At 59.9% G+C, this 22,471-nt stretch carries 17 protein-coding genes, 1 other RNA gene and 1 pseudogene; 10 read left to right on the top strand and 9 right to left on the bottom strand.

The annotated features are described in order from the left end of the window. Window positions 1-47: 47 nt before the first annotated feature. Window positions 48-167, bottom strand: a complete 120-nt coding sequence (locus HMPREF3140_RS28790) for a hypothetical protein (protein ID WP_009484225.1) — start codon at window positions 165-167, stop codon at window positions 48-50. 75 nt (window positions 168-242) lie between these two features. On the opposite strand from HMPREF3140_RS28790, the gene ppsA reads away from it, so the two are divergent. Continuing rightward, a complete protein-coding gene (gene ppsA / locus HMPREF3140_RS12835) occupies window positions 243-2,621 on the top strand; it encodes a phosphoenolpyruvate synthase (RefSeq protein WP_032411775.1) in 2,379 nt (792 codons plus the stop codon). 86 nt (window positions 2,622-2,707) lie between these two features. Here the strand turns inward: ppsA and rprA are convergent. Continuing rightward, window positions 2,708-2,815, bottom strand: an RNA gene (rprA, locus tag HMPREF3140_RS12840) — antisense sRNA RprA. Between the two features lie 188 nt (window positions 2,816-3,003). After that, a complete protein-coding gene (ydiK, locus tag HMPREF3140_RS12845) occupies window positions 3,004-4,116 on the bottom strand; it encodes an AI-2E family transporter YdiK (RefSeq protein WP_004148729.1) in 1,113 nt (370 codons plus the stop codon). Window positions 4,117-4,334: 218 nt separating this feature from the next. Here ydiK and HMPREF3140_RS12850 point away from each other — a divergent pair, with 218 nt between their 5' ends. The 3 genes from HMPREF3140_RS12850 to HMPREF3140_RS12860 all read left to right on the top strand — a co-directional run bounded on the left by HMPREF3140_RS12850 (window position 4,335) and on the right by HMPREF3140_RS12860 (window position 8,251). Beyond that, window positions 4,335-7,391 carry a D-2-hydroxyglutarate dehydrogenase YdiJ gene (locus HMPREF3140_RS12850; RefSeq protein ID WP_004175614.1) on the top strand — a complete coding sequence of 1,019 codons (3,057 nt, stop codon included), beginning with the start codon at window positions 4,335-4,337 and terminating at the stop codon, window positions 7,389-7,391. Next, complete coding sequence (gene menI / locus HMPREF3140_RS12855) at window positions 7,388-7,798, top strand: 1,4-dihydroxy-2-naphthoyl-CoA hydrolase (protein ID WP_002909015.1); 411 nt, start codon at window positions 7,388-7,390, stop codon at window positions 7,796-7,798. Before HMPREF3140_RS12850 ends, menI begins: the two co-directional genes overlap by 4 nt. A gap of 204 nt (window positions 7,799-8,002) precedes the next feature. Continuing rightward, window positions 8,003-8,251 carry a GlsB/YeaQ/YmgE family stress response membrane protein gene (locus tag HMPREF3140_RS12860; protein WP_002909014.1) on the top strand — a complete coding sequence of 83 codons (249 nt, stop codon included), beginning with the start codon at window positions 8,003-8,005 and terminating at the stop codon, window positions 8,249-8,251. Window positions 8,252-8,348: 97 nt separating this feature from the next. Here the strand turns inward: HMPREF3140_RS12860 and HMPREF3140_RS12865 are convergent. Continuing rightward, a pseudogene (locus HMPREF3140_RS12865) lies at window positions 8,349-8,601 on the bottom strand (hypothetical protein). A gap of 569 nt (window positions 8,602-9,170) precedes the next feature. Here HMPREF3140_RS12865 and HMPREF3140_RS12875 point away from each other — a divergent pair. Both HMPREF3140_RS12875 and HMPREF3140_RS12880 read left to right on the top strand, forming a co-directional pair. Further along, window positions 9,171-10,151, top strand: coding sequence for a DUF1852 domain-containing protein (locus HMPREF3140_RS12875; protein WP_002909008.1), 981 nt, complete (start codon window positions 9,171-9,173; stop codon window positions 10,149-10,151). Window positions 10,152-10,174: 23 nt separating this feature from the next. Further along, a complete protein-coding gene (locus HMPREF3140_RS12880) occupies window positions 10,175-11,206 on the top strand; it encodes a methionine synthase (RefSeq protein WP_002909005.1) in 1,032 nt (343 codons plus the stop codon). 82 nt (window positions 11,207-11,288) lie between these two features. On the opposite strand, the gene HMPREF3140_RS12885 is transcribed toward HMPREF3140_RS12880, so the two are convergent. The 5 genes from HMPREF3140_RS12885 to HMPREF3140_RS12905 all read right to left on the bottom strand — a co-directional run bounded on the left by HMPREF3140_RS12885 (window position 11,289) and on the right by HMPREF3140_RS12905 (window position 16,398). Then, the gene (locus HMPREF3140_RS12885) at window positions 11,289-12,476 is read right to left on the bottom strand and encodes an MFS transporter EitD (protein WP_024622677.1); all 1,188 of its coding nucleotides are present in this window, start codon (window positions 12,474-12,476) and stop codon (window positions 11,289-11,291) included. 56 nt (window positions 12,477-12,532) lie between these two features. After that, the gene (locus HMPREF3140_RS12890; RefSeq protein ID WP_004212506.1) at window positions 12,533-13,294 is read right to left on the bottom strand and encodes a siderophore ABC transporter ATP-binding protein EitC; all 762 of its coding nucleotides are present in this window, start codon (window positions 13,292-13,294) and stop codon (window positions 12,533-12,535) included. Then, window positions 13,294-14,331 carry a FecCD family ABC transporter permease gene (locus HMPREF3140_RS12895; protein WP_032411769.1) on the bottom strand — a complete coding sequence of 346 codons (1,038 nt, stop codon included), beginning with the start codon at window positions 14,329-14,331 and terminating at the stop codon, window positions 13,294-13,296. Before HMPREF3140_RS12895 ends, HMPREF3140_RS12890 begins: the two co-directional genes overlap by 1 nt. Further along, window positions 14,331-15,329 carry a siderophore ABC transporter substrate-binding protein EitA gene (locus HMPREF3140_RS12900; protein WP_032411766.1) on the bottom strand — a complete coding sequence of 333 codons (999 nt, stop codon included), beginning with the start codon at window positions 15,327-15,329 and terminating at the stop codon, window positions 14,331-14,333. Before HMPREF3140_RS12900 ends, HMPREF3140_RS12895 begins: the two co-directional genes overlap by 1 nt. Before the next feature lie 106 nt (window positions 15,330-15,435). Then, window positions 15,436-16,398, bottom strand: coding sequence for a LysR family transcriptional regulator (locus HMPREF3140_RS12905; RefSeq protein WP_050483789.1), 963 nt, complete (start codon window positions 16,396-16,398; stop codon window positions 15,436-15,438). A gap of 96 nt (window positions 16,399-16,494) precedes the next feature. On the opposite strand from HMPREF3140_RS12905, the gene HMPREF3140_RS12910 reads away from it, so the two are divergent. The 4 genes from HMPREF3140_RS12910 to HMPREF3140_RS12925 all read left to right on the top strand — a co-directional run bounded on the left by HMPREF3140_RS12910 (window position 16,495) and on the right by HMPREF3140_RS12925 (window position 22,465). After that, window positions 16,495-17,481, top strand: a complete 987-nt coding sequence (locus tag HMPREF3140_RS12910; protein WP_004151848.1) for an NAD-dependent epimerase/dehydratase family protein — start codon at window positions 16,495-16,497, stop codon at window positions 17,479-17,481. Window positions 17,482-17,577: 96 nt separating this feature from the next. Further along, window positions 17,578-18,192: a TetR/AcrR family transcriptional regulator gene (locus HMPREF3140_RS12915; RefSeq protein ID WP_002908963.1), complete on the top strand. Its 615-nt coding sequence runs from the start codon at window positions 17,578-17,580 to the stop codon at window positions 18,190-18,192. Window positions 18,193-18,266: 74 nt separating this feature from the next. Next, window positions 18,267-19,376 carry an efflux RND transporter periplasmic adaptor subunit gene (locus HMPREF3140_RS12920; protein ID WP_004151847.1) on the top strand — a complete coding sequence of 370 codons (1,110 nt, stop codon included), beginning with the start codon at window positions 18,267-18,269 and terminating at the stop codon, window positions 19,374-19,376. Continuing rightward, on the top strand, window positions 19,373-22,465 hold the full coding sequence (locus HMPREF3140_RS12925; RefSeq protein ID WP_032411759.1) for an efflux RND transporter permease subunit: 3,093 nt from the start codon (window positions 19,373-19,375) through the stop codon (window positions 22,463-22,465). Before HMPREF3140_RS12920 ends, HMPREF3140_RS12925 begins: the two co-directional genes overlap by 4 nt. Window positions 22,466-22,471 lie beyond the last annotated feature (6 nt).

A 22,471-nucleotide genomic window follows, 5' to 3' on the forward strand; every position in this document is an offset into this window, starting at 1 on the left:
ATTTTTGTTTTTTATGAAAAGGGTGGTTCATTTTCTTTTTGTCGCCGTTATTTCCAGCGTTTTCCATCAGAATTCCTAAAAATCATCAAGTTAGCAATATCGGGGGAACAGTCCGAAAAATGAAAAAATAATTTGCTTGAACGATTCACCGTTTTTTTCAGCTTCATAAATATGTCAGGATAATCCTGCAGTCGATCGTGAAATTTTTTTCACTGGTATTAAATCACAAAAGGATTGTCTCGATGTCCAACAATGGCTCGTCACCGCTGGTGCTTTGGTATAACCAACTCGGCATGAATGATGTAGACAGAGTTGGGGGCAAAAATGCCTCCCTTGGTGAAATGATTACGAATCTGTCCGGTATGGGTGTTTCCGTACCTAACGGGTTTGCCACCACCGCTGATGCTTTCAATCAGTTCCTGGACCAAAGCGGTGTTAACCAGCGCATCTATGCGCTGCTGGATGAAACCGACATTGACGACGTTTCCGCATTAGCGAAAGCGGGCGCGCAGATCCGACAGTGGATCATCGATACCCCCTTCCAGAGCGAACTGGAAAACGCGATTCGCGATGCTTATGACCTGCTGTCCGCCGATGACGCCGAGGCCTCATTCGCCGTGCGCTCTTCCGCCACCGCGGAAGATATGCCGGATGCCTCCTTTGCCGGACAGCAAGAGACATTCCTCAACGTGCAGGGCTTTGACGCCGTGCTCGTTGCCGTGAAGCACGTGTTTGCTTCGCTGTTTAACGATCGCGCAATCTCCTACCGCGTGCATCAGGGTTACGATCACCGCGGCGTGGCGCTCTCCGCCGGGGTGCAGAGGATGGTCCGCTCCGATCTGGCCTCCTCCGGCGTCATGTTCTCCATCGATACCGAATCCGGCTTTGACCAGGTGGTGTTTATCACCTCGGCGTGGGGTTTGGGCGAGATGGTGGTGCAGGGCGCGGTGAACCCGGACGAATTCTACGTCCACAAACCGACGCTGGCCGCTGGCCGTCCGGCGATCGTGCGCCGCACCATGGGGTCGAAAAAGATCCGTATGGTTTACGCGACGACCCAGGAGCACGGTAAACAGGTGCGTATCGAAGATGTGCCGCAGGCGCAGCGCGATATTTTCTCGTTAAGCAACGAGGAAGTGCAGGAGCTGGCGAAGCAGGCGGTGCAGATCGAGAAGCACTACGGCCGTCCGATGGATATCGAGTGGGCGAAAGATGGCCACACCGGTAAGCTGTTTATCGTCCAGGCGCGTCCTGAAACCGTGCGTTCCCGCGGCCAGGTGATGGAGCGTTATACCCTCCACGCTCAGGGGCAGATCATCGCCGAAGGGCGCGCCATCGGCCACCGCATTGGCGCCGGTCCGGTCAAGGTGATCCACGATATCAGCGAGATGAATCGCATTGAGCCAGGCGACGTACTGGTTACCGACATGACCGACCCGGACTGGGAACCGATCATGAAAAAAGCCTCGGCGATTGTCACCAACCGCGGCGGGCGTACCTGTCACGCGGCGATTATCGCCCGTGAGTTGGGGATCCCGGCAGTGGTCGGCTGCGGCGATGCTACCGATCGCATTCAGGAAAATCAGAATGTCACCGTCTCCTGCGCCGAAGGCGACACCGGCTATGTCTACGCCGAGCTGCTCGACTTCAGCGTCAAGAGCTCCAGCGTCGGCGACATGCCGGATCTGCCGCTGAAGGTGATGATGAACGTCGGCAACCCGGATCGCGCGTTCGACTTCGCCTGCCTGCCGAACGAAGGCGTCGGTCTGGCGCGGCTGGAATTTATCATCAACCGTATGATTGGCGTTCATCCGCGCGCGCTGCTGGAGTTTGACGACCAGGAGCCGGGCCTGCAGAACGAAATCCGCGAGCTGATGAAAGGCTACGATTCGCCGAGAGAGTTCTACGTTGGCCGCCTGACCGAAGGGATCGCCACCCTCGGCGCCGCTTTCTATCCGAAACGGGTGATCGTGCGTCTGTCGGACTTCAAATCGAACGAATACGCCAACCTGGTGGGCGGCGAGCGCTATGAGCCGGAAGAAGAGAACCCGATGCTCGGCTTCCGCGGCGCCGGACGCTACGTTTCCGAAAGCTTCCGCGACTGCTTCGCCCTTGAGTGCGAAGCGATGAAGCGCGTACGTAACGATATGGGACTGACCAACGTTGAAGTGATGGTCCCGTTCGTCCGTACCGTCGCCCAGGCGAAAGCGGTGGTCGAAGAGCTGGAGCGTCAGGGGCTGAAGCGCGGCGAGAACGGGCTGAAGATCATTATGATGTGCGAGATCCCGTCGAACGCCTTGCTGGCGGAGCAGTTCCTCGAGTACTTCGACGGCTTCTCCATCGGTTCGAACGACATGACCCAGCTGGCGCTCGGTCTGGATCGCGATTCCGGTGTGGTTTCTGAGCTGTTTGATGAACGCAACGACGCGGTGAAAGCCCTGCTGTCGATGGCCATCCGCGCGGCGAAGAAACAGGGTAAATACGTCGGCATCTGCGGCCAGGGGCCGTCTGACCATGAGGATTTCGCCGCCTGGCTGATGGAAGAGGGGATTGATAGCTTGTCCCTGAACCCGGATACCGTGGTACAAACCTGGTTAGGTCTGGCGGAACTGAAAAAATAAGTTCGCCCTGACAGGACCGATCCCCGGCAGCGATGCCGGGGATTTTTTTTACCGGTGTCAGGCTATCTGGTGTCGTGATGCGCAGGGCAAAAAAAAGCCCATCGTGGGAGATGGGCAAAGACTACACACAGCAATTCGTTGTTTCACTCAGGGGATTTCCATGCTTATAAATCAAGGTGTTGATTTATAACCGTGAGCTAATAGTAGGCAGCGGGGCCTTTGCCGTCGATCAGATTCCTCTCAATAGTTAAATTGTTGTGAAGGACCGGGGGAGGAAAGCGAGGTGAAGGGCGCGCGGGGCCAGCGCATTGCCGGCGATCAATAAATTTTGCTTAACAATATGCGGGCAAAGAAACAGGCGGGTCTCCCCGCCTGCCAGGCATTACTTGCGACCGGCCTCCAGCTCACTGAGCTCTTCAAGGACGACGTCAGGGTCTTTCGGCGGCGGCGGCACCTCATGCACCCAGGCGTCATACAGTCGCCAGGAGACGGCGAGCAGCACCGGACCGATAAACAGGCCGATCATGCCGAAGGCGATCAGGCCGCCAATGACGCCGGTGAGGATAAGGATCATTGGCAGGTCGGCGCCCATGCGGATGAGCACCGGACGAATAACGTTGTCCATGGTGCCGACTACGCAGCTCCAGACCAGCAGCACGGTGCCCCAGGTGGTGTCCCCGCTCCAGTAAAGCCAAATAATCGACGGCACCAAAACCAGTAAAGGGCCGAGCTGAACCAGACAGGTAAAGATCATCACCACGGTCAGCAGAGCGGCGTAGGGCACGCCGGAGACGGCAAGGCCAATCCCGCCCAGTACCGCCTGAGTGAGGGCAGTGACCACCACGCCCAGCGCCACGGCGCGCACGGCCTGGCCGGCCAGCAGCACCGCGGCGTCGCCGCGTTTGGCCGCGAGGCGCGTGGCGAAGTAGCGGAAACCATAGGCCACCTGCTCGCCGCGCCAGTAGAGCAGCGCGCTGAACAGCAGCATCAAACCGCAGTAGACCAGCAGCTTGCCGATGTGCGCCGCCTGACCGACAAACCAGCTGGTGGTGGTGCCAATATAGGGACGAACCTTGGCCATAATCGCCGAGCCGCCCATATCCAGCAGACCGTGCCAGGCGGAGTACAGTTTATCGCCGACCAGCGGTACGCTGTTGAGCCAGGCGAAATCCGGCAGCGTCACATTTCCGCTGCTGATGAGTTTGATCAGCGGAACGCTGTTATCCACCAGGCTGTTGACCAGCAGAGCAATAGGAATAACGAATAGCAGAAACAGCAACAGGGTCATCGCCAGCACCGCCAGCAGTCGTTTGCCGAACAGCACACGCTGCAGACGCAGCAGCACCGGCCAGGTGGCGATCACCACCGTTCCGGCCCAGGCGAAGGACAGAATAAACGGCTGCACAACCCACAGGCAGGATATGATAATCAGGGCCAGGAACAGCACCGACAGCAGTATTTGCGGAATGTCCCGAGGCTGATGGGGATTAATCATAGAGAAATTTTACCTTTCCAGTCGCGCCAAACAGCTGGCGCCGCGTAAATCCATATACTGATAATAATATCAATAATTTTGCCGGGCTGATTTTGCACAGAAAACACGTGGGCGCATATGAAAAAAATGTGATAAAAAGTTGAATGCGCTACGCAAACGTTTAGTTAGCACCAACACAATATTTTCAAACACAACATAGTCAGGCAGGGTCAAGCGTGATGATCCCACAAATTTCTCAGGCGCCAGGGGTAGTTCAACTGGTGCTGAATTTTTTGCAGGTACTGGAGCAACAGGGTTTTACCGGCGATACCGCCACCAGCTATGCCGACAGGCTAACGATGGCCACCGACAACAGCGTCTATCAGCTGCTGCCGGATGCGGTCATTTTTCCTCGATCCACGGCGGACGTGGCGTTGCTGGCGCGCGTCGCCGCCGAACCGCGTTTTAAATCGCTGATCTTCACACCGCGTGGCGGCGGCACCGGCACTAACGGCCAGGCGCTGAACGGCGGGATTATCGTCGATATGTCCCGCTATATGAACCGCATTATCGAGATTAACCCCGAAGAGGGCTGGGTGCGCGTTGAAGCCGGGGTCATCAAAGATCAGCTGAACCAGTTTCTTAAACCCTATGGTTACTTCTTTGCGCCTGAGCTATCCACCAGCAACCGCGCCACGCTGGGGGGGATGATTAACACCGACGCGTCCGGCCAGGGATCGCTGGTGTACGGCAAAACGTCGGATCACGTGCTCGGCCTGCGGGCGGTGCTGATGGGCGGGGATATCCTCGATACCCAGGCGGTGCCGGTGGCGCTGGCGGAGACGCTGGGCAATACCCCCTCGACGGTTGGCCGGATCTACAACACGGTCTACCAGCGCTGCAAGGCGCAGCGTGACCTGATCATTGATAAGTTTCCCAAACTCAACCGCTTCCTCACCGGATACGATCTGCGTCACGTCTTTAACGATGAGATGAGCGAGTTCGACCTGACCCGTATTTTAACCGGTTCGGAAGGGACGCTGGCGTTTATTACCGAAGCGCGGCTGGATATCACCCGCCTGCCGAAGGTGCGCCGTCTGGTCAACGTCAAATATGACTCCTTCGACTCTGCGCTGCGCAATGCGCCCTTTATGGTCGAAGCGAAAGCCCTGTCGGTGGAGACCGTCGATTCTAAAGTTCTCAATCTGGCGCGCGAGGATATCGTCTGGCACTCGGTAAGCGAACTGATCACCGACGTACCGGATAAAGAGATGCTCGGGCTCAATATCGTCGAATTCGCCGGCGATGACGCGGCGCTGATTGACCAGCAGGTTACTACCCTGTGCCAGCGGCTGGACGAGCTGATGGCCGCCAGCGAGGCGGGCGTCATTGGCTGGCAGGTCTGTCACGATCTTGAAGGCGTGGAGCGCATCTATGCCATGCGCAAGAAGGCCGTCGGCCTGTTGGGTAATGCCAAAGGCGCCGCCAAGCCTATTCCTTTCGCCGAGGACACCTGCGTACCGCCCGAACATCTGGCGGATTACATCGTCGAGTTCCGCGCGCTGCTCGACAGCCACGGCCTAAGCTACGGCATGTTTGGCCACGTTGATGCCGGGGTGCTGCACGTGCGTCCGGCGCTGGACATGTGCGATCCGCAGCAGGAGGTGCTGATGAAGCAGATCTCCGACGAGGTGGTAGCGCTGACGGCGAAGTATGGCGGCCTGCTGTGGGGCGAACATGGCAAAGGGTTCCGCGCGGAGTACAGCCCGGCCTTCTTTGGCGAGACGCTGTATGCCGAGCTGCGCAAGATCAAAGCGGTCTTCGATCCCGATAACCGCCTGAATCCGGGGAAAATCTGTCCTCCGGAAGGTATCGACGCGCCGATGATGAAAGTCGATGCGGCGAAGCGCGGCACCTGGGATCGGCAGATCCCCATCGCGGTGCGCAGCAGCTGGCGTGGGGCGATGGAGTGTAATGGCAACGGGCTGTGCTTCAACTTTGACGTCAAGAGTCCGATGTGTCCGTCGATGAAAGTCAGCAACCAGCGCATCCACTCGCCGAAAGGGCGGGCGACGCTGGTGCGGGAATGGCTGCGCCTGCTGGCCGACCGCGGCGTCGATCCCAACCAGCTGGAGAAGGCGCTGCCGGAGCAGGGCGTCAGCCTGCGCTCGCTGGTGGCGCGCACGCGCAACAGCTGGCATGCGCGCAAAGGCGAGTATGACTTCTCGCATGAGGTCAAAGAGGCGATGTCCGGCTGTCTGGCCTGTAAAGCCTGTTCGACCCAGTGCCCGATCAAAATCGATGTTCCCGAGTTCCGCTCGCGCTTCCTGCAGCTGTACCACAGCCGCTATCTGCGGCCGGTGCGCGATCATCTGGTGGCCTCGGTCGAATCTTATGCGCCGCTGATGGCGCAGGCGCCGAAGACCTTTAACTTTTTTATTAACCAGCCGTGGCTGAAAAAGCTGTCGGAGAAGCATATCGGGATGGTCGATCTGCCGCTGCTCTCGGCGCCGTCGCTGAAGCAGCAGATGGCCGGCCACCGTTCCGCCAATATGACCCTTGAGCAGCTCGAAGCGCTGAGCGCCGAGCAGAAAGCGAAGATGGTGCTGGTGGTGCAGGATCCCTTCACCAGCTACTACGACGCCCAGGTGGTGGCCGACTTTATCCGTCTGGTCGAGGCCTTAGGCTATCAGCCGGTGCTCCTGCCGTTCTCGCCGAACGGCAAGGCGCAGCATATCAAAGGCTTCCTCACCCGCTTCGCGCGCACCGCGCAGAAGACGGCGGACTTCCTCAACCGCGTGGCGCAGCTGGGCATGCCGCTGGTGGGCGTCGATCCGGCGCTGGTGCTCTGCTACCGCGATGAGTACAAGCAGACGCTCGGCGACAAGCGCGGCGATTTCCAGGTGCTGTTAGTCCATGAGTGGTTGCCGAAGGCCCTAACCAGCGACGCCCGTCCCGATCTGGGCGGTGAGCCCTGGTACCTGTTCGGTCACTGTACCGAAGTGACCGCGCTACCGGCGGCGACAAAGCAGTGGGCAGATATTTTTGCCCACTTCGGCGCGAAGCTGGAAAACGTCAGCGTTGGGTGTTGCGGGATGGCTGGCACCTATGGTCATGAAGTGAAAAACCACGCCAACTCGTTGGCCATTTACGCGCTCTCCTGGCAGCAGGCGATGCAGCGGCTGCCGCGAAACCGCTGTCTGGTGACGGGCTACTCCTGCCGCAGTCAGGTGAAGCGTATTGAAGGCAGCGGCGTTCGCCACCCGCTGCAGGCGTTACTGGAGATAATCGGATGATTTGGAAACGTCAGGCCACGCTGGAGCAGCTCAACCGGCTCGGTGAGGGGAACATGGTAGGGCTGCTCGATATTCGCTTTGAGACCGTTACCGACGATACGCTGGAGGCCACTATGCCGGTCGATAGCCGCACACAGCAGCCGTTTGGCCTGCTGCACGGCGGAGCGTCGGTGGTGCTGGCGGAGACCCTGGGGTCGGTGGCAGGCTATCTGTGCAGCGAAGGCGAACAAAAGGTGGTGGGGCTGGAGGTTAACGCCAACCACATCCGTTCGGCGCGCGGGGGCCGGGTGCGCGGCGTCTGCAAAGCGCTGCACGTCGGGACGCGCCATCAGGTCTGGCAAATTGAAATCTTCGACGAACAGTCGCGGTTATGTTGTTCATCACGACTAACCACCGCGGTAATATAAGCCGCATGGCGGGAGGCGAATAGCCTCCCTTTTTTTAAGGTAATAAGCGAGAGCCGGCCTGCCAGAGCCAGAGATGTTGTCACAAGATCAGCCGGGCGTCGGCAGGGAATTATCTAATATTTATATTATTACCGATCCACTCTCGTTATTTATGCTACTCTTTTCAATACTAAATGCTTAAAGGTAACAAGAGGACGGTTAACCATGGGTATTCTTTCCTGGATCATTTTTGGACTTATTGCCGGTATTTTAGCCAAGTGGATTATGCCGGGAAAAGATGGCGGCGGATTTATCGTGACCGTTATTTTGGGGATCATCGGCGCCGTGGTCGGCGGCTGGATCAGTACCCTGTTTGGTTTTGGCAAGGTCGATGGGTTTAATTTCGGCAGCTTCGTGGTAGCGGTTATCGGTGCGCTGGTGGTACTGTTTATCTACCGGAAAGTGCGTAGCTAATTTTCAGCTGCTCAGCTGTAAATAAGTACATAAAAGCTGCCGCGATATGCGGCAGCTTTTTTATTGCTGACAGATGACAGCGTAGATATCCCCTGGGCTATTGTCTGTCGGTTCCCTCGCCAACCGGCACCACCTCAACGTGCACTTCGTAGTGTTTCGCCTGGCCGGCGGGGATCAGCGCGGTCAGTTTGTTAATGGTTTCCGCTGGCGTATCGGTTGCTACCGTGGCTGAAAACAGCACCGGTCTGTGCGGCAGAAGCTGCGGCGGGAACGGCGGCAGGGGGCCACGATCCCTCTCCATCGGCGGTAACGGTGGCGATAGCGAACAGGGCAAGCAGAGCTTTTTTCATCCGGGATTCCTCAATAAGCAAGTCCCAAAAGAGTAGAGGGTGCCGGCAGGCGGAACAATCCCAGGCGGCGCGAATCCTCTGAATCTTCTTTTTTCCTCGCGAATGTGGAGGTCAGATGAGAGCGAGTGTCATTGCGTTCGGGAGCCTCTTAATTCAGCAGTACGCTCATAATCAGCAGTACGGCCATGCACATCGACATAATACTGATATCAACAATCATTCTGTACGACAAAAGCTCCAGCTAAACGGGTACGGCGGGCAGGTAAAAGCCCATCTTATAGTGGTTAAAGAGTGTACCCTGCCGACATCCATTGAACAAACGTTTATTGACTAATATTGTCGGCCTGCGTCGGCCATCGGCCACCGCCTGGAGCAACATGAGGATGGCTCATGTTGCATTGAATTTAAGTCGCTTTCCCTCCAGCGCTGACTCTGGCAAAAATAGGTTCATTAACGAATCAACAACATTTACCGGTTGAAGCGCGCCCGGCCTGACTCCGCGTCGCCAGGCTGGTGGAGAATATTCCGCCGGGTTCGCTTTATGCCCGCCATCAGGATGGACAATCGCCATGAATAATAAATTTACCTATACGATTAAGCGCACCCGGTTTGATGAAAACTATAACCCTGCGGAAAATACGCGTATTACCACCAACTTCGCTAATTTAGCCAGAGGGGTGAACCGTGAGGAAAATCTGCGCAATACGTTAATCATGATGAATAACCGTTTTAATAGCCTGGCCCACTGGGATAATCCCCATAACGATCGCTATGCGGTGGAACTGGATATTATTTCTGTCGAGATGAATATTGCTCAGGATAGCGCCAGCTTCCCGGTGATTGAGATCCTGCAAACGCATATTGTCGATAAAAAGAGCGGGGAGCGTCATGCTGGTATCGTCGGCAATAACTTCTCCTCCTATGTGCGGGATTACGATTTTAGCGTACTGCTTCTGGAACATAATAAGGACCAGAGTCGCTTCAGCGTACCGGAAAACTTTGGCGAGTTGCACGGCAATATCTTTAAGGATTTTGTGCAATCCAGCGCCTGGCGCGCCAACTTCAGCAAGGCGCCGGTGATTTGCCTGAGCGTCTCCAGTAAAGATGTTTACCATCGCACCGGTAACGAACATCCGGTCCTCGGCATTGAATATGCTCAGGAAGGCGTCTCGCTGACCGAGCGCTATTTCAGCAAAATGGGGCTGCAGGTACGCTATTTTATGCCAAAAAACAGCGTCGCGCCGTTGGCCTTTTATTTTACCGGCGATCTGCTCAGCGATTACACCAGCCTGGAACTGATCGCCACCATCAGCACGATGGAGACGTTTCAGAAAATATATCGCCCGGAGATCTACAATGCCAACTCCCCGGCGGGGCAATACTATCAGCCCAATCTCAGCCACCTGGATCATTCATTAACAAAAATCGTCTATGACCGGGAAGAGCGCAGCCTGTTGGCGATTGAGCAGGGGAAATTTACACAACAACATTTTATCAACCCGCACAAGACGTTGCTTGAGCAATGGTCTGCTAATTTCGCGCTTTGCTAAACCCATATAAAAGGCTAATGACTATGAAAACATGGCTTCCGACATCGACCGCCGGCAGTTTACCGAAACCTTCCTGGCTGGCGCAGCCAGAGACCCTGTGGTCGCCCTGGAAACTGTCCAGCGAAGAATTACTGGCCGGCAAGCGCGACGCCTTGCGGTTATCCCTCGACGACCAGCTGCGGGCCGGGATCGATATTGTCAGCGACGGCGAGCAAACGCGGCAGCACTTTGTCACCACCTTCATCGAGCATCTCAGCGGGGTGGATTTTGCCAAACGCGAGATCGTGAAAATTCGTAACCGCTATGAGGCCAGTGTTCCGACGGTGGTGGGCGCCGTGGAGCGCCAGAAACCGGTCTTCGTGGAGGACGCTCGCTATCTGCGGCAGCTCACCAGTCAGCCGATCAAATGGGCGCTTCCGGGCCCGATGACCATGATCGACACGCTGTATGACAACCACTATAAAAGCCGGGAAAAGCTGGCCTGGGAATTTGCCAAAATCCTCAATCAGGAAGCGAAAGAGTTAGAGGCTGCGGGGGTTGATATTATTCAGTTCGATGAGCCGGCCTTTAACGTCTTCTTCGATGAGGTCAACGACTGGGGGATCGCCGCCTTAGAACGAGCCACCGAAGGGCTGAAGTGTGAGACAGCGGTGCATATCTGCTACGGCTATGGCATCAAGGCCAATACCGACTGGAAAAAGACGCTGGGCTCCGAGTGGCGACAGTATGAAGAGGCTTTCCCGCAGCTGCAGAAATCGTCCCTTGATATTATCTCTCTCGAGTGCCACAACTCGCGCGTGCCGATGGATCTGCTGGAGTTGATCCGCGGTAAAAAGGTGATGGTCGGGGCGATCGATGTCGCCAGCCATGCTATCGAAACCCCGGAAGAGGTGGCTGGAACCCTGCGCAAGGCGCTGGCGTTCGTCGATGCCGACAAACTCTACCCGTCCACCAACTGCGGTATGGCGCCGCTGCCGCGCCATGTCGCGACCGGCAAACTGCACGCCCTGAGCGCCGGCGCCGAGATTATTCGTCGCGAGCTGGCGGCAAAGTAAGGCGGGGCGCGCCCGTTATCTTCCCCAGGCGGTGTACTTTATCGTCGGTTCACTTCCAGAGCGGGCTGTTACCCGCTCTGCGTCATGTTGCCGCCAGCGGGCGACAGATCGCCCGCAGGGCGACGGCGCTGCACAGCGGAAACAGCGCCAGCAGAAGCCAGGGATAAACCGCCTGCGGCGAGGGAATGAGCGCCAGGTCAAGCAAATGACCGAGCAGTAAATTCCCGGCTAACACCGCGCACCCTCCTGCGGTGGCGAGCGCTCCGTAGTGGGCGCCCAGCGTCGACTCCTCGGCGAACAGCGGGATCAGATCCTTGGCTGCGGGCACTAACAGCATCTGGCCGAGGGTGAGCAGCGTGACAAAACCAGCCGCCGGCATTAACCGCAGCCAACCTTCGGCGGGTGGGGCGGCGGCGAATAACGCCACGCTGGCAAAGGAAGCCGACAGCAGCAGAAAGCCCACCGGCAGGATGCGCACGGCGCCCATTCGCCGGGCGAAGCGGGCGAGAGGGAGCTGGAGGGTGATAATCAACAGCGAGGCCAGCATAAAGAGCGGCGCCAGATCCTGCTCGCGGCCGCCGGAACGTTGGATCTCCACCGGCAGGGCGAGGTACAGTTGGTTGTAGCTCAACAGCCATGAGCTGTAGGCGAGAATAAACGCGACAAAGCGCGGCTGGCGCAAAGGCGTCCACCATGGGACTCGTCTGCGCGTTGTTGTCGTGTGCCCGTCGGCGGGCAGACAGAAAAAGAGCACCGCCAGCGCCAGAAGAAATATTCCCGCGCCGGCGAGGGCGATATGCCGAAAGCCGATCCCGCTCAGCACGCCTCCGGCCACCGGGCCGATCACCGCTCCCAGTTCACCGCATACCGCAAACAGCGCAAACCACTCGGCGCGACTGCGTTTCCCGTTGGCCTGGCTTAGGGTGCCGGCCCGCGCCAGCAGGGCCTCTATCGACGGGGAGAACAGGGCGCCGCCGACGCCGGTCAGGCAGGCGCCGAGGATAATGGGCCACAGCGACGCCCCGCACGCCAGCAGGAGAAAACCGGCGACGCGAACGACGCAGCCGGCGAGAATGATCGCCTTAGCGCCATAGCGGTCGGCCAGCGTCCCGCCGAGGATAAACATGCCCTGTTGGGAGAAGGTACGCAGCCCGAGGATCAGGCCGATAAGTCCGCCTGAGAGCAGCATGTCGTCGCGCAGGAAGAGGGCGAGGAAAGGAACGACCGCGTAAAAGCCAATATTAAAAACGAACTGGCTTCCCAGTAACACCGGAGGCCAGAGGGTTGCCGCAGGGCGCAGGGAGAAAAGAGGCATATCCGCCCAACCTAAACGATGAAATGAATGTGCTTTTTGCCGTGGTAAGGGGAGATCTCGATTTTGGTTTTCACCCGGAAAACGTCCCACAGCAGCGCTTCGGACAAAATCTCCTCCGGCGTCCCGCTGGCGAGGATCTGCCCCTGCTGCATCACGATCAGCGAATCGCAGAACATCGCGGCATGGTTAAGATCGTGAATGGCCACAATGCTGGTTACCGGCAGCTCGCTGATCAACTGCATTAACTGCATCTGATGGTGTATATCCAGATGGTTGGTCGGCTCATCCAGCAGGATTTCGCTCGGGCTCTGCGCCAGCGCGCGGGCGATATGCACCCGCTGCCGCTCGCCGCCGGAGAGGCTTAACCATCCCTGTTCGCTTTTCTCCAGCATCGCTACCCGCTGCAGCGCGGCGGCAATCGCCTCGTCATCCTGAGCGCTCCAGTTTGAGAACGGAGAGTGGTGGGGAATGCGTCCCAGGCGCACGACGTCGCGCACCCGCATATTGGCCTCGGTCATGCCGTGTTGCTCGACGAAAGCCACGCGGCGGGCGAGCTGCTTTTTCGCCATCCGGGCGATATCCTGGCCGTCGAGGGTGACGCGACCTGCATCCGGGCGGCGCAGGCCCGCCAGAACGCGCAGCAGCGAGGATTTGCCGCAGCCGTTGGGCCCCAGCAGTCCGACCGTTTCGCCGCGCGGCACCCGCAGCGAGACATTATTGACGATGACCTTTTTGCCTGCCTTCCAGGTAATATTTTCAGCGCAAATACTCATCACTTATTCCTTGAGCGGTAGATAATCACGGCAAAGAAAGGCACCCCAACCAGGGCGGTTACCACCCCAACGGGCAGACTCTGCGGGGCAATCAGCAGGCGCGACGCAATGTCCGCCAGTACCATCAATATCGCCCCTGCCAGCGCGCTGGCGATCAGCAACGTCCGGTGTAGCGGGCCAAAGAAGAAGCGCATCACGTGCGGCACCACCAGGCCGACAAAGCCGATCGAGCCGGCCATACTGACGATGGTGGCGGTGATCAGCGCCGCGGTGGTGAAGAGGATCAGGCGTACCTGTGGCACGGCAATCCCCAGCGAGGCGGCGGCATCATCGCCGAAGGTGAACGCATCCAGCGCCCGGGCATACCACAGACAGACCGCCAGGCCCGCGAGCACCACCACGATGACCAACTGGAATTCGGGCCAGCGAACGCCGCTGAAGCTGCCTAGCAGCCAGAACATCACATCGCGCGCCTGCTGCGCGCTGGCGGAGGTGCTGATGGTATAGGCCGTGATGGCGTTAAATAACTGCGAGGCGGCAACGCCCGCAAGAATCGTACGCTCATTGCCGCCGCGCGCGCCGTTAGTCAGCAAGGCGACAAAGGCGAAGGCGGCGAAGGCCCCGGCAAAGGCGCCTGCCGAGAGGGAAATCGCGCCAGCGCCAAGGCCCAGCACCACGATCGACACCGCGCCGGTGGAGGCCCCGGCGGAGACGCCGAGGACGTAGGGTTCGGCGAGGGCATTTTTCAGCAGGCTTTGCAGCACGACGCCGCAGATAGCGAGGCCTGCGCCGCAGCAGGCGGCGACCAGCGCGCGGCTGAGGCGGAAATCCCAGATTACGCTCTCATAGATACGGTTGAGCGGCTCAGCGGTTAAGCCGGTTCTGTTGCTGATAGCATAAAAGACATTCTGCAGCGGGATGGCCAGCTCGCCGACGCTGACGCCCACAGCGATCACCAGCGCCAGCACGATCGCTGCCAGTACACACCAGCCGGTGAGCAGTATGCTGCGGCGCGTCTCAATCGCGGCGACGCTCATCAGTTCAGCCCCATTTTTCTCAGCTGCTCGCCCACCTGTTCCGCGCCGTAAAGCGTGCGGATGGTCGGATTCATCGCCTGACCGTCCATGACCACGATATGGCCTTTTTTCACCGCCTCCAGCTGGCTGACGGCGGGATCGCTTTTGAGGAATTTGATCTTCTCCTCGGCCTTATCCAGCGCCCAGCGGTTACGGTCCAGACTGGCGACCACGATCACATCCGGGTTGGCGGCAATAATGCTCTCCCAGCTCACCGTGGGCCACTCGGTCTCGGAGGTAATCGCATTATGTCCGCCCAGCACGCTGGCGATAAATCCGGAGGCGCTGTTTTTGCCGCCAACATAGGCATCGGCCGAAGGTGAGGCGCTGGAGAACCAGAAGACGAAGGAGAGATCCTTTTTGTTTTTACCAAATTCGTGGCGCAGGTCGGCTTCACGTTTTTTGAAATCGGCAATCAGCGCCTGACCACGATCTTCGACGTTGAAAATGCGGGCGAAATCGCTAATTTCCTGATACAGCCAGGTCATATCCCACAGCTTTTGCCGGCTGCCGTACATATCGCCGGTGGCCTTTTTGGTGGCGCACATCCCCGGTGAGACGTAGCTGTTTACGCCGACGGTAGCGAGATCTTCACGCCTGGCGACTTTGCTTTCCGGCCCCAGCAGCAGCGGCAACTGGGCGGGAACGAAATCGGGATTTTGCGCCAGCACCGATTCCAGGCTCGGAATTTCCACCGTCAAGGTTTTAATCTTCGCGTTTTGCTCAGCCAGCTGCGGTAAAACGCTGGTCGGCCAGAAGGCGCTGGCGACCACCTGCTTTTGCAGCCCGAGCAGCAGCAGAATTTCGACCGTATTTTGCCCCAGCGCGACCACGCGCTCCGGCGGCCGGGTGAAGGTCTCCTGATAGCCGCAGTTGTCAATCGTCAGGGGGTAGGTTGTTGCCAGCGCGGAACTGACGGCGGTGAACATCAAGCCTAACGCGCAAAGGACCTTCTTCATTAAACGCTATCCTTGTAAACAGGCGAGTGGATGACCAGCAAATGGGAGTAATGCAAATGAAACTCATTATTGGGGCGGGGTTTTATACAATGCCATATTTACAGTGTCAATGAGTGACTATTTCCGCAGGCAATGAAATGCCCGCGCGATGGGGGGGGCAGCTCGCCAGTGGGCCACGAATATACGCCTGCAACCCCTGGGCGAGAAAATCAAACACCCGCTTACAGGCAGGGCTGTGGCGCAGATCCTCATGCATTACCAGCCAGGTATCAAGATACAGAGAAAAGTCGGCCGCCAGCACTCGCTGCAGGGGAATAATGCCATCCGCAAGAGGCGCCTGGCAGATGCCGATCCCCGCTCCGGCGCGGATCAGGCTCAACTGGGCGAGGTCGCTATCGGTCCGCATCGCGAAGGCCTCACGCTGAAAACGAGGGTAAGCCTGCAGGGCCCGGCGCACGAGGGGGGTGGCGCTATCAAAACCAATCAGCGCGTGGCTGGCCAGATCGTCGAGGGTCGCGGGCAGGCCCTGGCGCGTCAGGTAGGCGGCGGTGGCATGTAATCCAAGCTCAATCCTGCCGAGACGGCGGGCGATAAGCTGCTCCTGCTGAGGGGCGACCATCCGCACCGCGATATCCGCCTCCCGGTGAAGCAGATCCTGAAATCGATTGGAGAGCATCAGTTCGATGACGATATTCGGGCACGCTTGCCTGAGCCGGGCAACCAGCGGCGGCAGCACCTCCGCGCCGACCACCTCGCTGGCGGCCACCCGCACCACGCCACGCAGATCGGCTCTGTCGCGACTAAAGTTGGCCGCCGTGCGTGTCAGCGCCCGGGCGGTGTTGTCCATCGCCTCGGCGTGCACCCGCAGCGCCAGCGCCGCGTCGGTCGCCAGCAGGCCGGTTTGCGAGCGGGTAAATAAGGCCTGGCCGAGGGCGGCCTCCAGCCCGGCAATATGGCGCCCCGCCGTCGGCTGAGTGATGTTCAGGGTACGCGATGCGCCCGATAAAGAGCCTTCCTGCAGGACGGCGAGAAAGGTTCGGTACCACTCCCAGGGAATAGAGGTATTCATACAAAAATGTATAGCCGCTCGACGATGGTATGCAATTTCATTTGATATGAGCCGCAGGTAGGCTGTCAAGCATCCATTAGCGAACGGGGAAAGAGGATGAACAGCAGCGGCAAGGTACTTATTCTGGGAGCAAGCGGGGGCATCGGCGGGGAAGTGGCGCGCCGGCTGGTGGCAGACAACTGGCAGGTTCGGGCGCTGAAGCGCGGCGCCCAGATGCGTGATCCCGAAGATGGCATACAGTGGATAGCCGGCGACGCGCTGGATGGCGGCCAGGTCGCGGCGGCGGCTGCCGGTTGCGACGTCATCGTCCATGCGGTGAATCCGCCGGGCTACCGGCACTGGCGGCAACAGGTACTGCCTATGCTGCGCAACACCCTGCAGGCTGCCGAACGGCAGCGGGCGCTTGTAGTCCTGCCCGGCACGGTCTACAACTATGGACCGGATGCCTTTCCGCTGATTGCTGAAGAGGCCGCACAACAGCCGGTGACCCGCAAAGGCGCCATCCGGGTGGCGATGGAGCTGGCGCTGAAGGATTACGTGCAGCGCGGCGGCCGGGCGTTGATTGTTCGGGCGGGCGATTTTTTTGGCCCGCGCGCCGGAAATAACTGGTTTTCTCAGGGGCTGGTCAAGCCTGGTCAGCTTCCCCGCATCATTAGCTACCCGGGGGCGATCGGCGTGGGGCATCAGTGGGCCTGGCTGCCCGACGTGGCCGCCACCATCGCCGCGCTGCTCGCCCGCAGGCGCGAGCTTGAGCCGTTCGCCCGCTTTCATATGCAGGGCCACTGGGACCCGGACGGCAGCGAAATGAGTCAGGCGATCCAGCGGGTGGTCGCCCGCTATGGCGGCAGGGCGGTAGTGAAGTCCTTTCCCTGGTGGCTGGTGAAGATGGCGGCGCCCTTCAACGCCACCCTGCGCGAAATGGTCGAGATGCACTATCTCTGGCGTCTACCGGTACGCCTGCGCAACGATAAACTGGTTGATTTTTTAGGCGCGGAACCGCATACCCCGCTCGACAGCGCGGTTTATCAGACGCTGCAAGGCCTGGGTTGTCTGCCCGCCGGCGCGATAAACTCCGAGGCGTGACGCGGCGAAGCGGATCGCAAACCGGGGCGTTATTGTGACCAAATCATAATAACGTCACTCGTTGTCAAACGATAACGATCGCATTAAGCTAAACGGATGACGAAAAATACCCCCACCCCTGCAAGCCGTGGTCCCCATGACCACAGCGTTCGGGACCAGATTCTTGACGCGGCCATGGCGCACTTTAGTCGCTATGGCTATGAGAAAACGACGGTCACCGATCTCGCCAAAGCGATAGGCTTTTCCAAAGCCTATATCTATAAATTCTTTGACTCCAAGCAGGCGATTGGCGAGGCGATTTGCGCCAGCCGGCTGGAGAAGATCATGGTGGCCGTCAGCGAGGCCATCGCCGATGCGCCGTCCGCCAGCGAGAAACTGCGCCGCCTGTTCCGGGCGCTGACCGAGGCCGGCAGTGAACTGTTTTTCGAGGATCGCAAACTGTACGACATCGCCGCCGTCGCGGCGCGCGATAAATGGCCTTCAACGGAACAGTATGCCGGTCATCTGCAGCAGCTGATTGGTCAAATCCTTGTCGAAGGCCGCCAGGCGGGTGAGTTCGAGCGCAAAACCCCGCTGGATGAAGCGACCCTGGCGGTGTATATGGTGATGTGTCCTTTCATCAATCCGGTGCAGTTGCAATACAATCTCGACACCGCGCCCACCGCGGCGGTGCTGCTTGCCTCCCTGATCCTGAGAAGTCTCTCCCCCTGATTGGTGACTATTGACTTTATTGGTCACTAGTCTGAGAATGCGGTCACCATCCGGTCTTTTCATTAAGGTGACCCATGCTCAGGCTCAACGCCGTCCATCTTGCCGTCTGCCTCCTGCCGCTGGCCCTCGCGGGCTGCGGCGAACCTGCCGATCATGACGACCCCCGCATCCGGCCGCCGCTGGTCCGGGTGGCGACCGTCGAGCGCGCGGAGGCCGGCTCGCGGGCCTTTACCGGCGTGGTAGTGGCCCGAACCCAAAGCGACCTCGGCTTCAGGGTGGCGGGAAAAGTGCTTGAACGGCGGGTGGAAACCGGGCAGAGCGTCAAGCGCGGTCAGCTGCTGCTGCGCCTGGATCCGGCTGATCTAGCCTTGCAGGGGCAGTCCCAACAGAGGGCCGTAGATGCCGCGCGGGCGCGAGCCAAAAAGGCGGCCAACGATCTGGCCCGCTATCGCGGCCTGGTGGCGAGCGGCGCCATCTCTGCCGCGGAATTCGACCAGATTAACGCGACAGCAGAGGCGGCGAGAGCCGACCTCAGCGCGGCCCAGGCGCAGGCCAATGTGGCGCAAAACGCCACCGGCTATGCCGGACTGCTGGCGGATGCTGACGGCGTGGTGGTGGAAACCCTCGCTGAGCCGGGGCAGGTGGTCAGCGCCGGGCAGGTGGTGATCCGCCTGGCGCGGGCGGGGCAGCGCGAAGCGCGGGTGCAACTGCCGGAGACGCTGCGCCCGGCGGTCGGCAGCGAGGCGCTGGCGACACGCTATGGCAGCGAATCTCAGCCGGTCACGGCGACCCTGCGCCTGCTTTCGGACGCGGCTGACGCCACCACCCGCACCTTTGAAGCGCGCTATGTGCTGAACGGCGCGCTGGCGAATGCCCCGCTGGGGTCTACCGTGACCCTGCGCATCGGCAACGACCAGGCGCCAGGCCAGGTGCTGGCGGTGCCCCTGGCGTCGGTCTACGATCCGGGTAACGGCCCTGGCGTCTGGCGCATTGCCTCTCGTCCGGCCACCGTCTCCTGGCAACCGGTAACTGTGCTCGGCCTGGATGATGAAACCGCGCGGGTGACCGGCCCGCTGAAGCCCGGCGAGCCGATCGTCGCCCTGGGCGCCCATCTTCTGCGCCAGGGCGAGGCGGTGCGTCTGGCGGAACGACGCGAGCATAATGCCGCCGGGAGCCAGCCATGAGCGCCGGGCGTTTTAATCTCTCCGCGCTGGCCGTCCGCGAGCGGTCGGTGACCCTGTTTTTGATTATCCTTATCTCCGTCGCCGGGCTGGTGGCGTTCTTCGGACTCGGGCGAGCGGAAGATCCGCCCTTTACGGTCAAGCAAATGACGGTCATTACCGTCTGGCCCGGCGCCACCGCGCAGGAGATGCAGGATCAGGTCGCCGAGCCGCTGGAAAAACGACTCCAGGAGCTAAAGTGGTACGATCGCACGGAGACCTATACCCGCCCTGGCATAGCGTTGATCACCCTGTCGCTGCAGGATCAGACCCCGCCTTCCGAGGTGCCGGAGCAGTTTTATCAGGCGCGCAAAAAGCTCGGGGATGAGGCGAAAAACCTGCCTGCCGACGTCTCCGGCCCGATGATGAATGACGAATTCGCCGATGTCACCTTTGCCCTCTTTGCTCTGAAAGCGCGGGGAGAGCCGCCGCGGCAGCTGGTGCGTGACGCTGAAGCCCTGCGCCAGCAGCTGCTGCATGTATCCGGGGTGAAAAAAGTGAATATCCTCGGCGAACAGGCGGAGCGCATTTATCTCTCGTTTTCTCATGATCGTCTCGCCACCCTGGGCCTTTCGCCAGAGGCGATTTTTGCCGCGCTGAACAGCCAGAATGTGCTGACCGCCGCCGGGGCTATCGAGACCCGGGGCGGGCAGATCTTTATCCGCCTCGATGGGGCGTTTGACCGCCTGCAGCAGATCCGCGACACGCCGATTATTGCCGGGGGCAGAACGCTGAAACTGGCCGATGTCGCCACGGTTGAGCGGGGGTACGAAGATCCCGCCACCTTCCTGATCCGCCATCAGGGCGAACCGGCGCTGCTGCTGGGGGTGGTGATGCGCGAGGGCTGGAATGGTCTGGCGCTGGGAAAAGCGCTGGATGCCGAAACGGCCAGCATCAATCAGAACCTGCCGCTCGGCATGTCGTTGACCAAGGTGACCGATCAGTCGGTGAATATCAGCGCCGCGGTCGATGAGTTCATGATCAAATTCTTTGTCGCCCTGCTGGTGGTGATGGCGGTGTGCTTTGTCAGCATGGGGTGGCGCGTGGGCGTGGTGGTCGCGGCGGCGGTGCCTTTAACCCTCGCCGTGGTGTTTGTGGTGATGGAGGCGACCGGCAAAAACTTCGACCGCATCACTCTCGGCTCGCTGATCCTCGCCCTGGGGCTGCTGGTGGATGATGCCATTATTGCCATCGAAATGATGGTGGTAAAAATGGAGGAGGGGTATGACCGCCTCAAAGCCTCGGCCTATGCCTGGAGCCATACCGCCGCGCCCATGCTGGCCGGTACCCTGGTGACGGCCGTGGGCTTTATGCCTAATGGATTTGCGCAGTCCACCGCCGGGGAGTACGCCAGCAATGTGTTCTGGATCGTCGGTATCGCGCTGATTGCCTCCTGGATGGTGGCGGTGATTTTTACCCCCTGGCTGGGGGTGCACCTGTTGCCGGACAGAAAGCCCGCGGCGGCCGGCCACGCCGCGCTGTATGACACCCCGCGCTATCAGCGCTTCCGTCGGCTGCTGACCCGGGTTATTGCTCACAAATGGCGCGTGGCCGCCGGGGTGGTGGCGCTGTTTATCGTGGCGATCCTGGGCATGAGCGTGGTGAAAAAGCAGTTTTTCCCCACCTCCGATCGTCCGGAAGTGCTGGTTGAAGTGCAGCTGCCTTACGGGTCGTCGATTAGCCAGACCAGCGCCGCGGCGGCGAAAATTGAGCACTGGCTGCAGCGGCAGCCGGAGGCGAAGATTGTCACCAGCTATATCGGCCAGGGCGCGCCGCGCTTTTACCTGGCGATGGCTCCGGAATTGCCCGATCCCTCCTTCGCCAAACTGGTGGTGTTGACCGACGGGCAGGGTGCCCGCGAGGCGCTCAAGCGGCGGCTGCGGGAGGCGGTGGCCAATGGCCTGGCGCCGGAGGCGCGGGTGCGCGTCACTCAGCTGGTGTTTGGCCCTTATTCGCCTTATCCGGTCGCCTGGCGGGTGATGGGGCCCGATCCGCACGCTCTGCTCGACATCGCCGAGCGGGTTAAATCGGTGCTGCAGGCCAGTCCGCTGATGCGCACCGTCAATACCGACTGGGGTTCGCGGGTACCGGTGATGCATTTCAGCCTCAATCAGGACCGGCTGCAGGCGAGCGGACTCAGCTCCCAGTCCGTCGCCCAGCAGCTGCAGTTCCTGCTGTCAGGGATCCCGATCACCACCGTCCGGGAAGATATTCGCGCCGTGCAGGTGATCGGCCGCGCGGCGGGCGACATCCGTCTGGATCCGGCGAAAATCGCCGACTTCACCCTGGTGGGCAGCGGCGGGCAGCGGGTTCCCTTGTCACAGATTGGCGACGTGTCGATCAGGATGGAGGACCCGCTGCTTCGCCGTCGCGACCGCACGCCGACCATCACCGTCCGCGGAGATGTTGCGGAGAACCTGCAGCCGCCGGATGTCTCCACCGCGCTGATGAAGCCGCTGCAGCCCATTATCGACTCGCTGCCGCCTGGCTATCGCATCGAGACGGCGGGGTCGATTGAGGAATCCGGCAAGGCCACCCGGGCGATGGTGCCGTTATTTCCGATAATGATCGCCCTCACGCTGCTGATCATTATCCTGCAGGTGCGTTCGCTGTCGGCGATGGTCATGGTTTTCCTGACCGCGCCGCTGGGGCTGATTGGCGTGGTCCCGACGCTGCTGCTGTTCAATCAGCCGTTTGGCATCAATGCCCTGGTGGGCCTGATCGCCCTGTCGGGGATCCTGATGCGCAATACGCTGATCCTGATTGGCCAAATCCATCATAACCAACAGGCGGGGCTCGATCCGTTCCACGCGGTGGTGGAGGCGACGGTGCAGCGCGCCCGCCCGGTTCTGCTGACCGCGCTGGCGGCGATCCTGGCGTTCATTCCGCTCACTCATTCGGTCTTCTGGGGAACGCTCGCCTATACGCTAATTGGCGGGACGCTGGGGGGAACCATCATGACCCTTATCTTCCTGCCGGCCATGTACGCGATCTGGTTCCGCATCCGCCCGGAGAACACGGTACAGCAGACAGAGTTGCACCTTCAGAGGTAATTCCAC

The organism is Klebsiella sp. HMSC16A12, assembly GCF_001808265.1.
GTDB lineage: Bacteria > Pseudomonadota > Gammaproteobacteria > Enterobacterales > Enterobacteriaceae > Klebsiella > Klebsiella pneumoniae.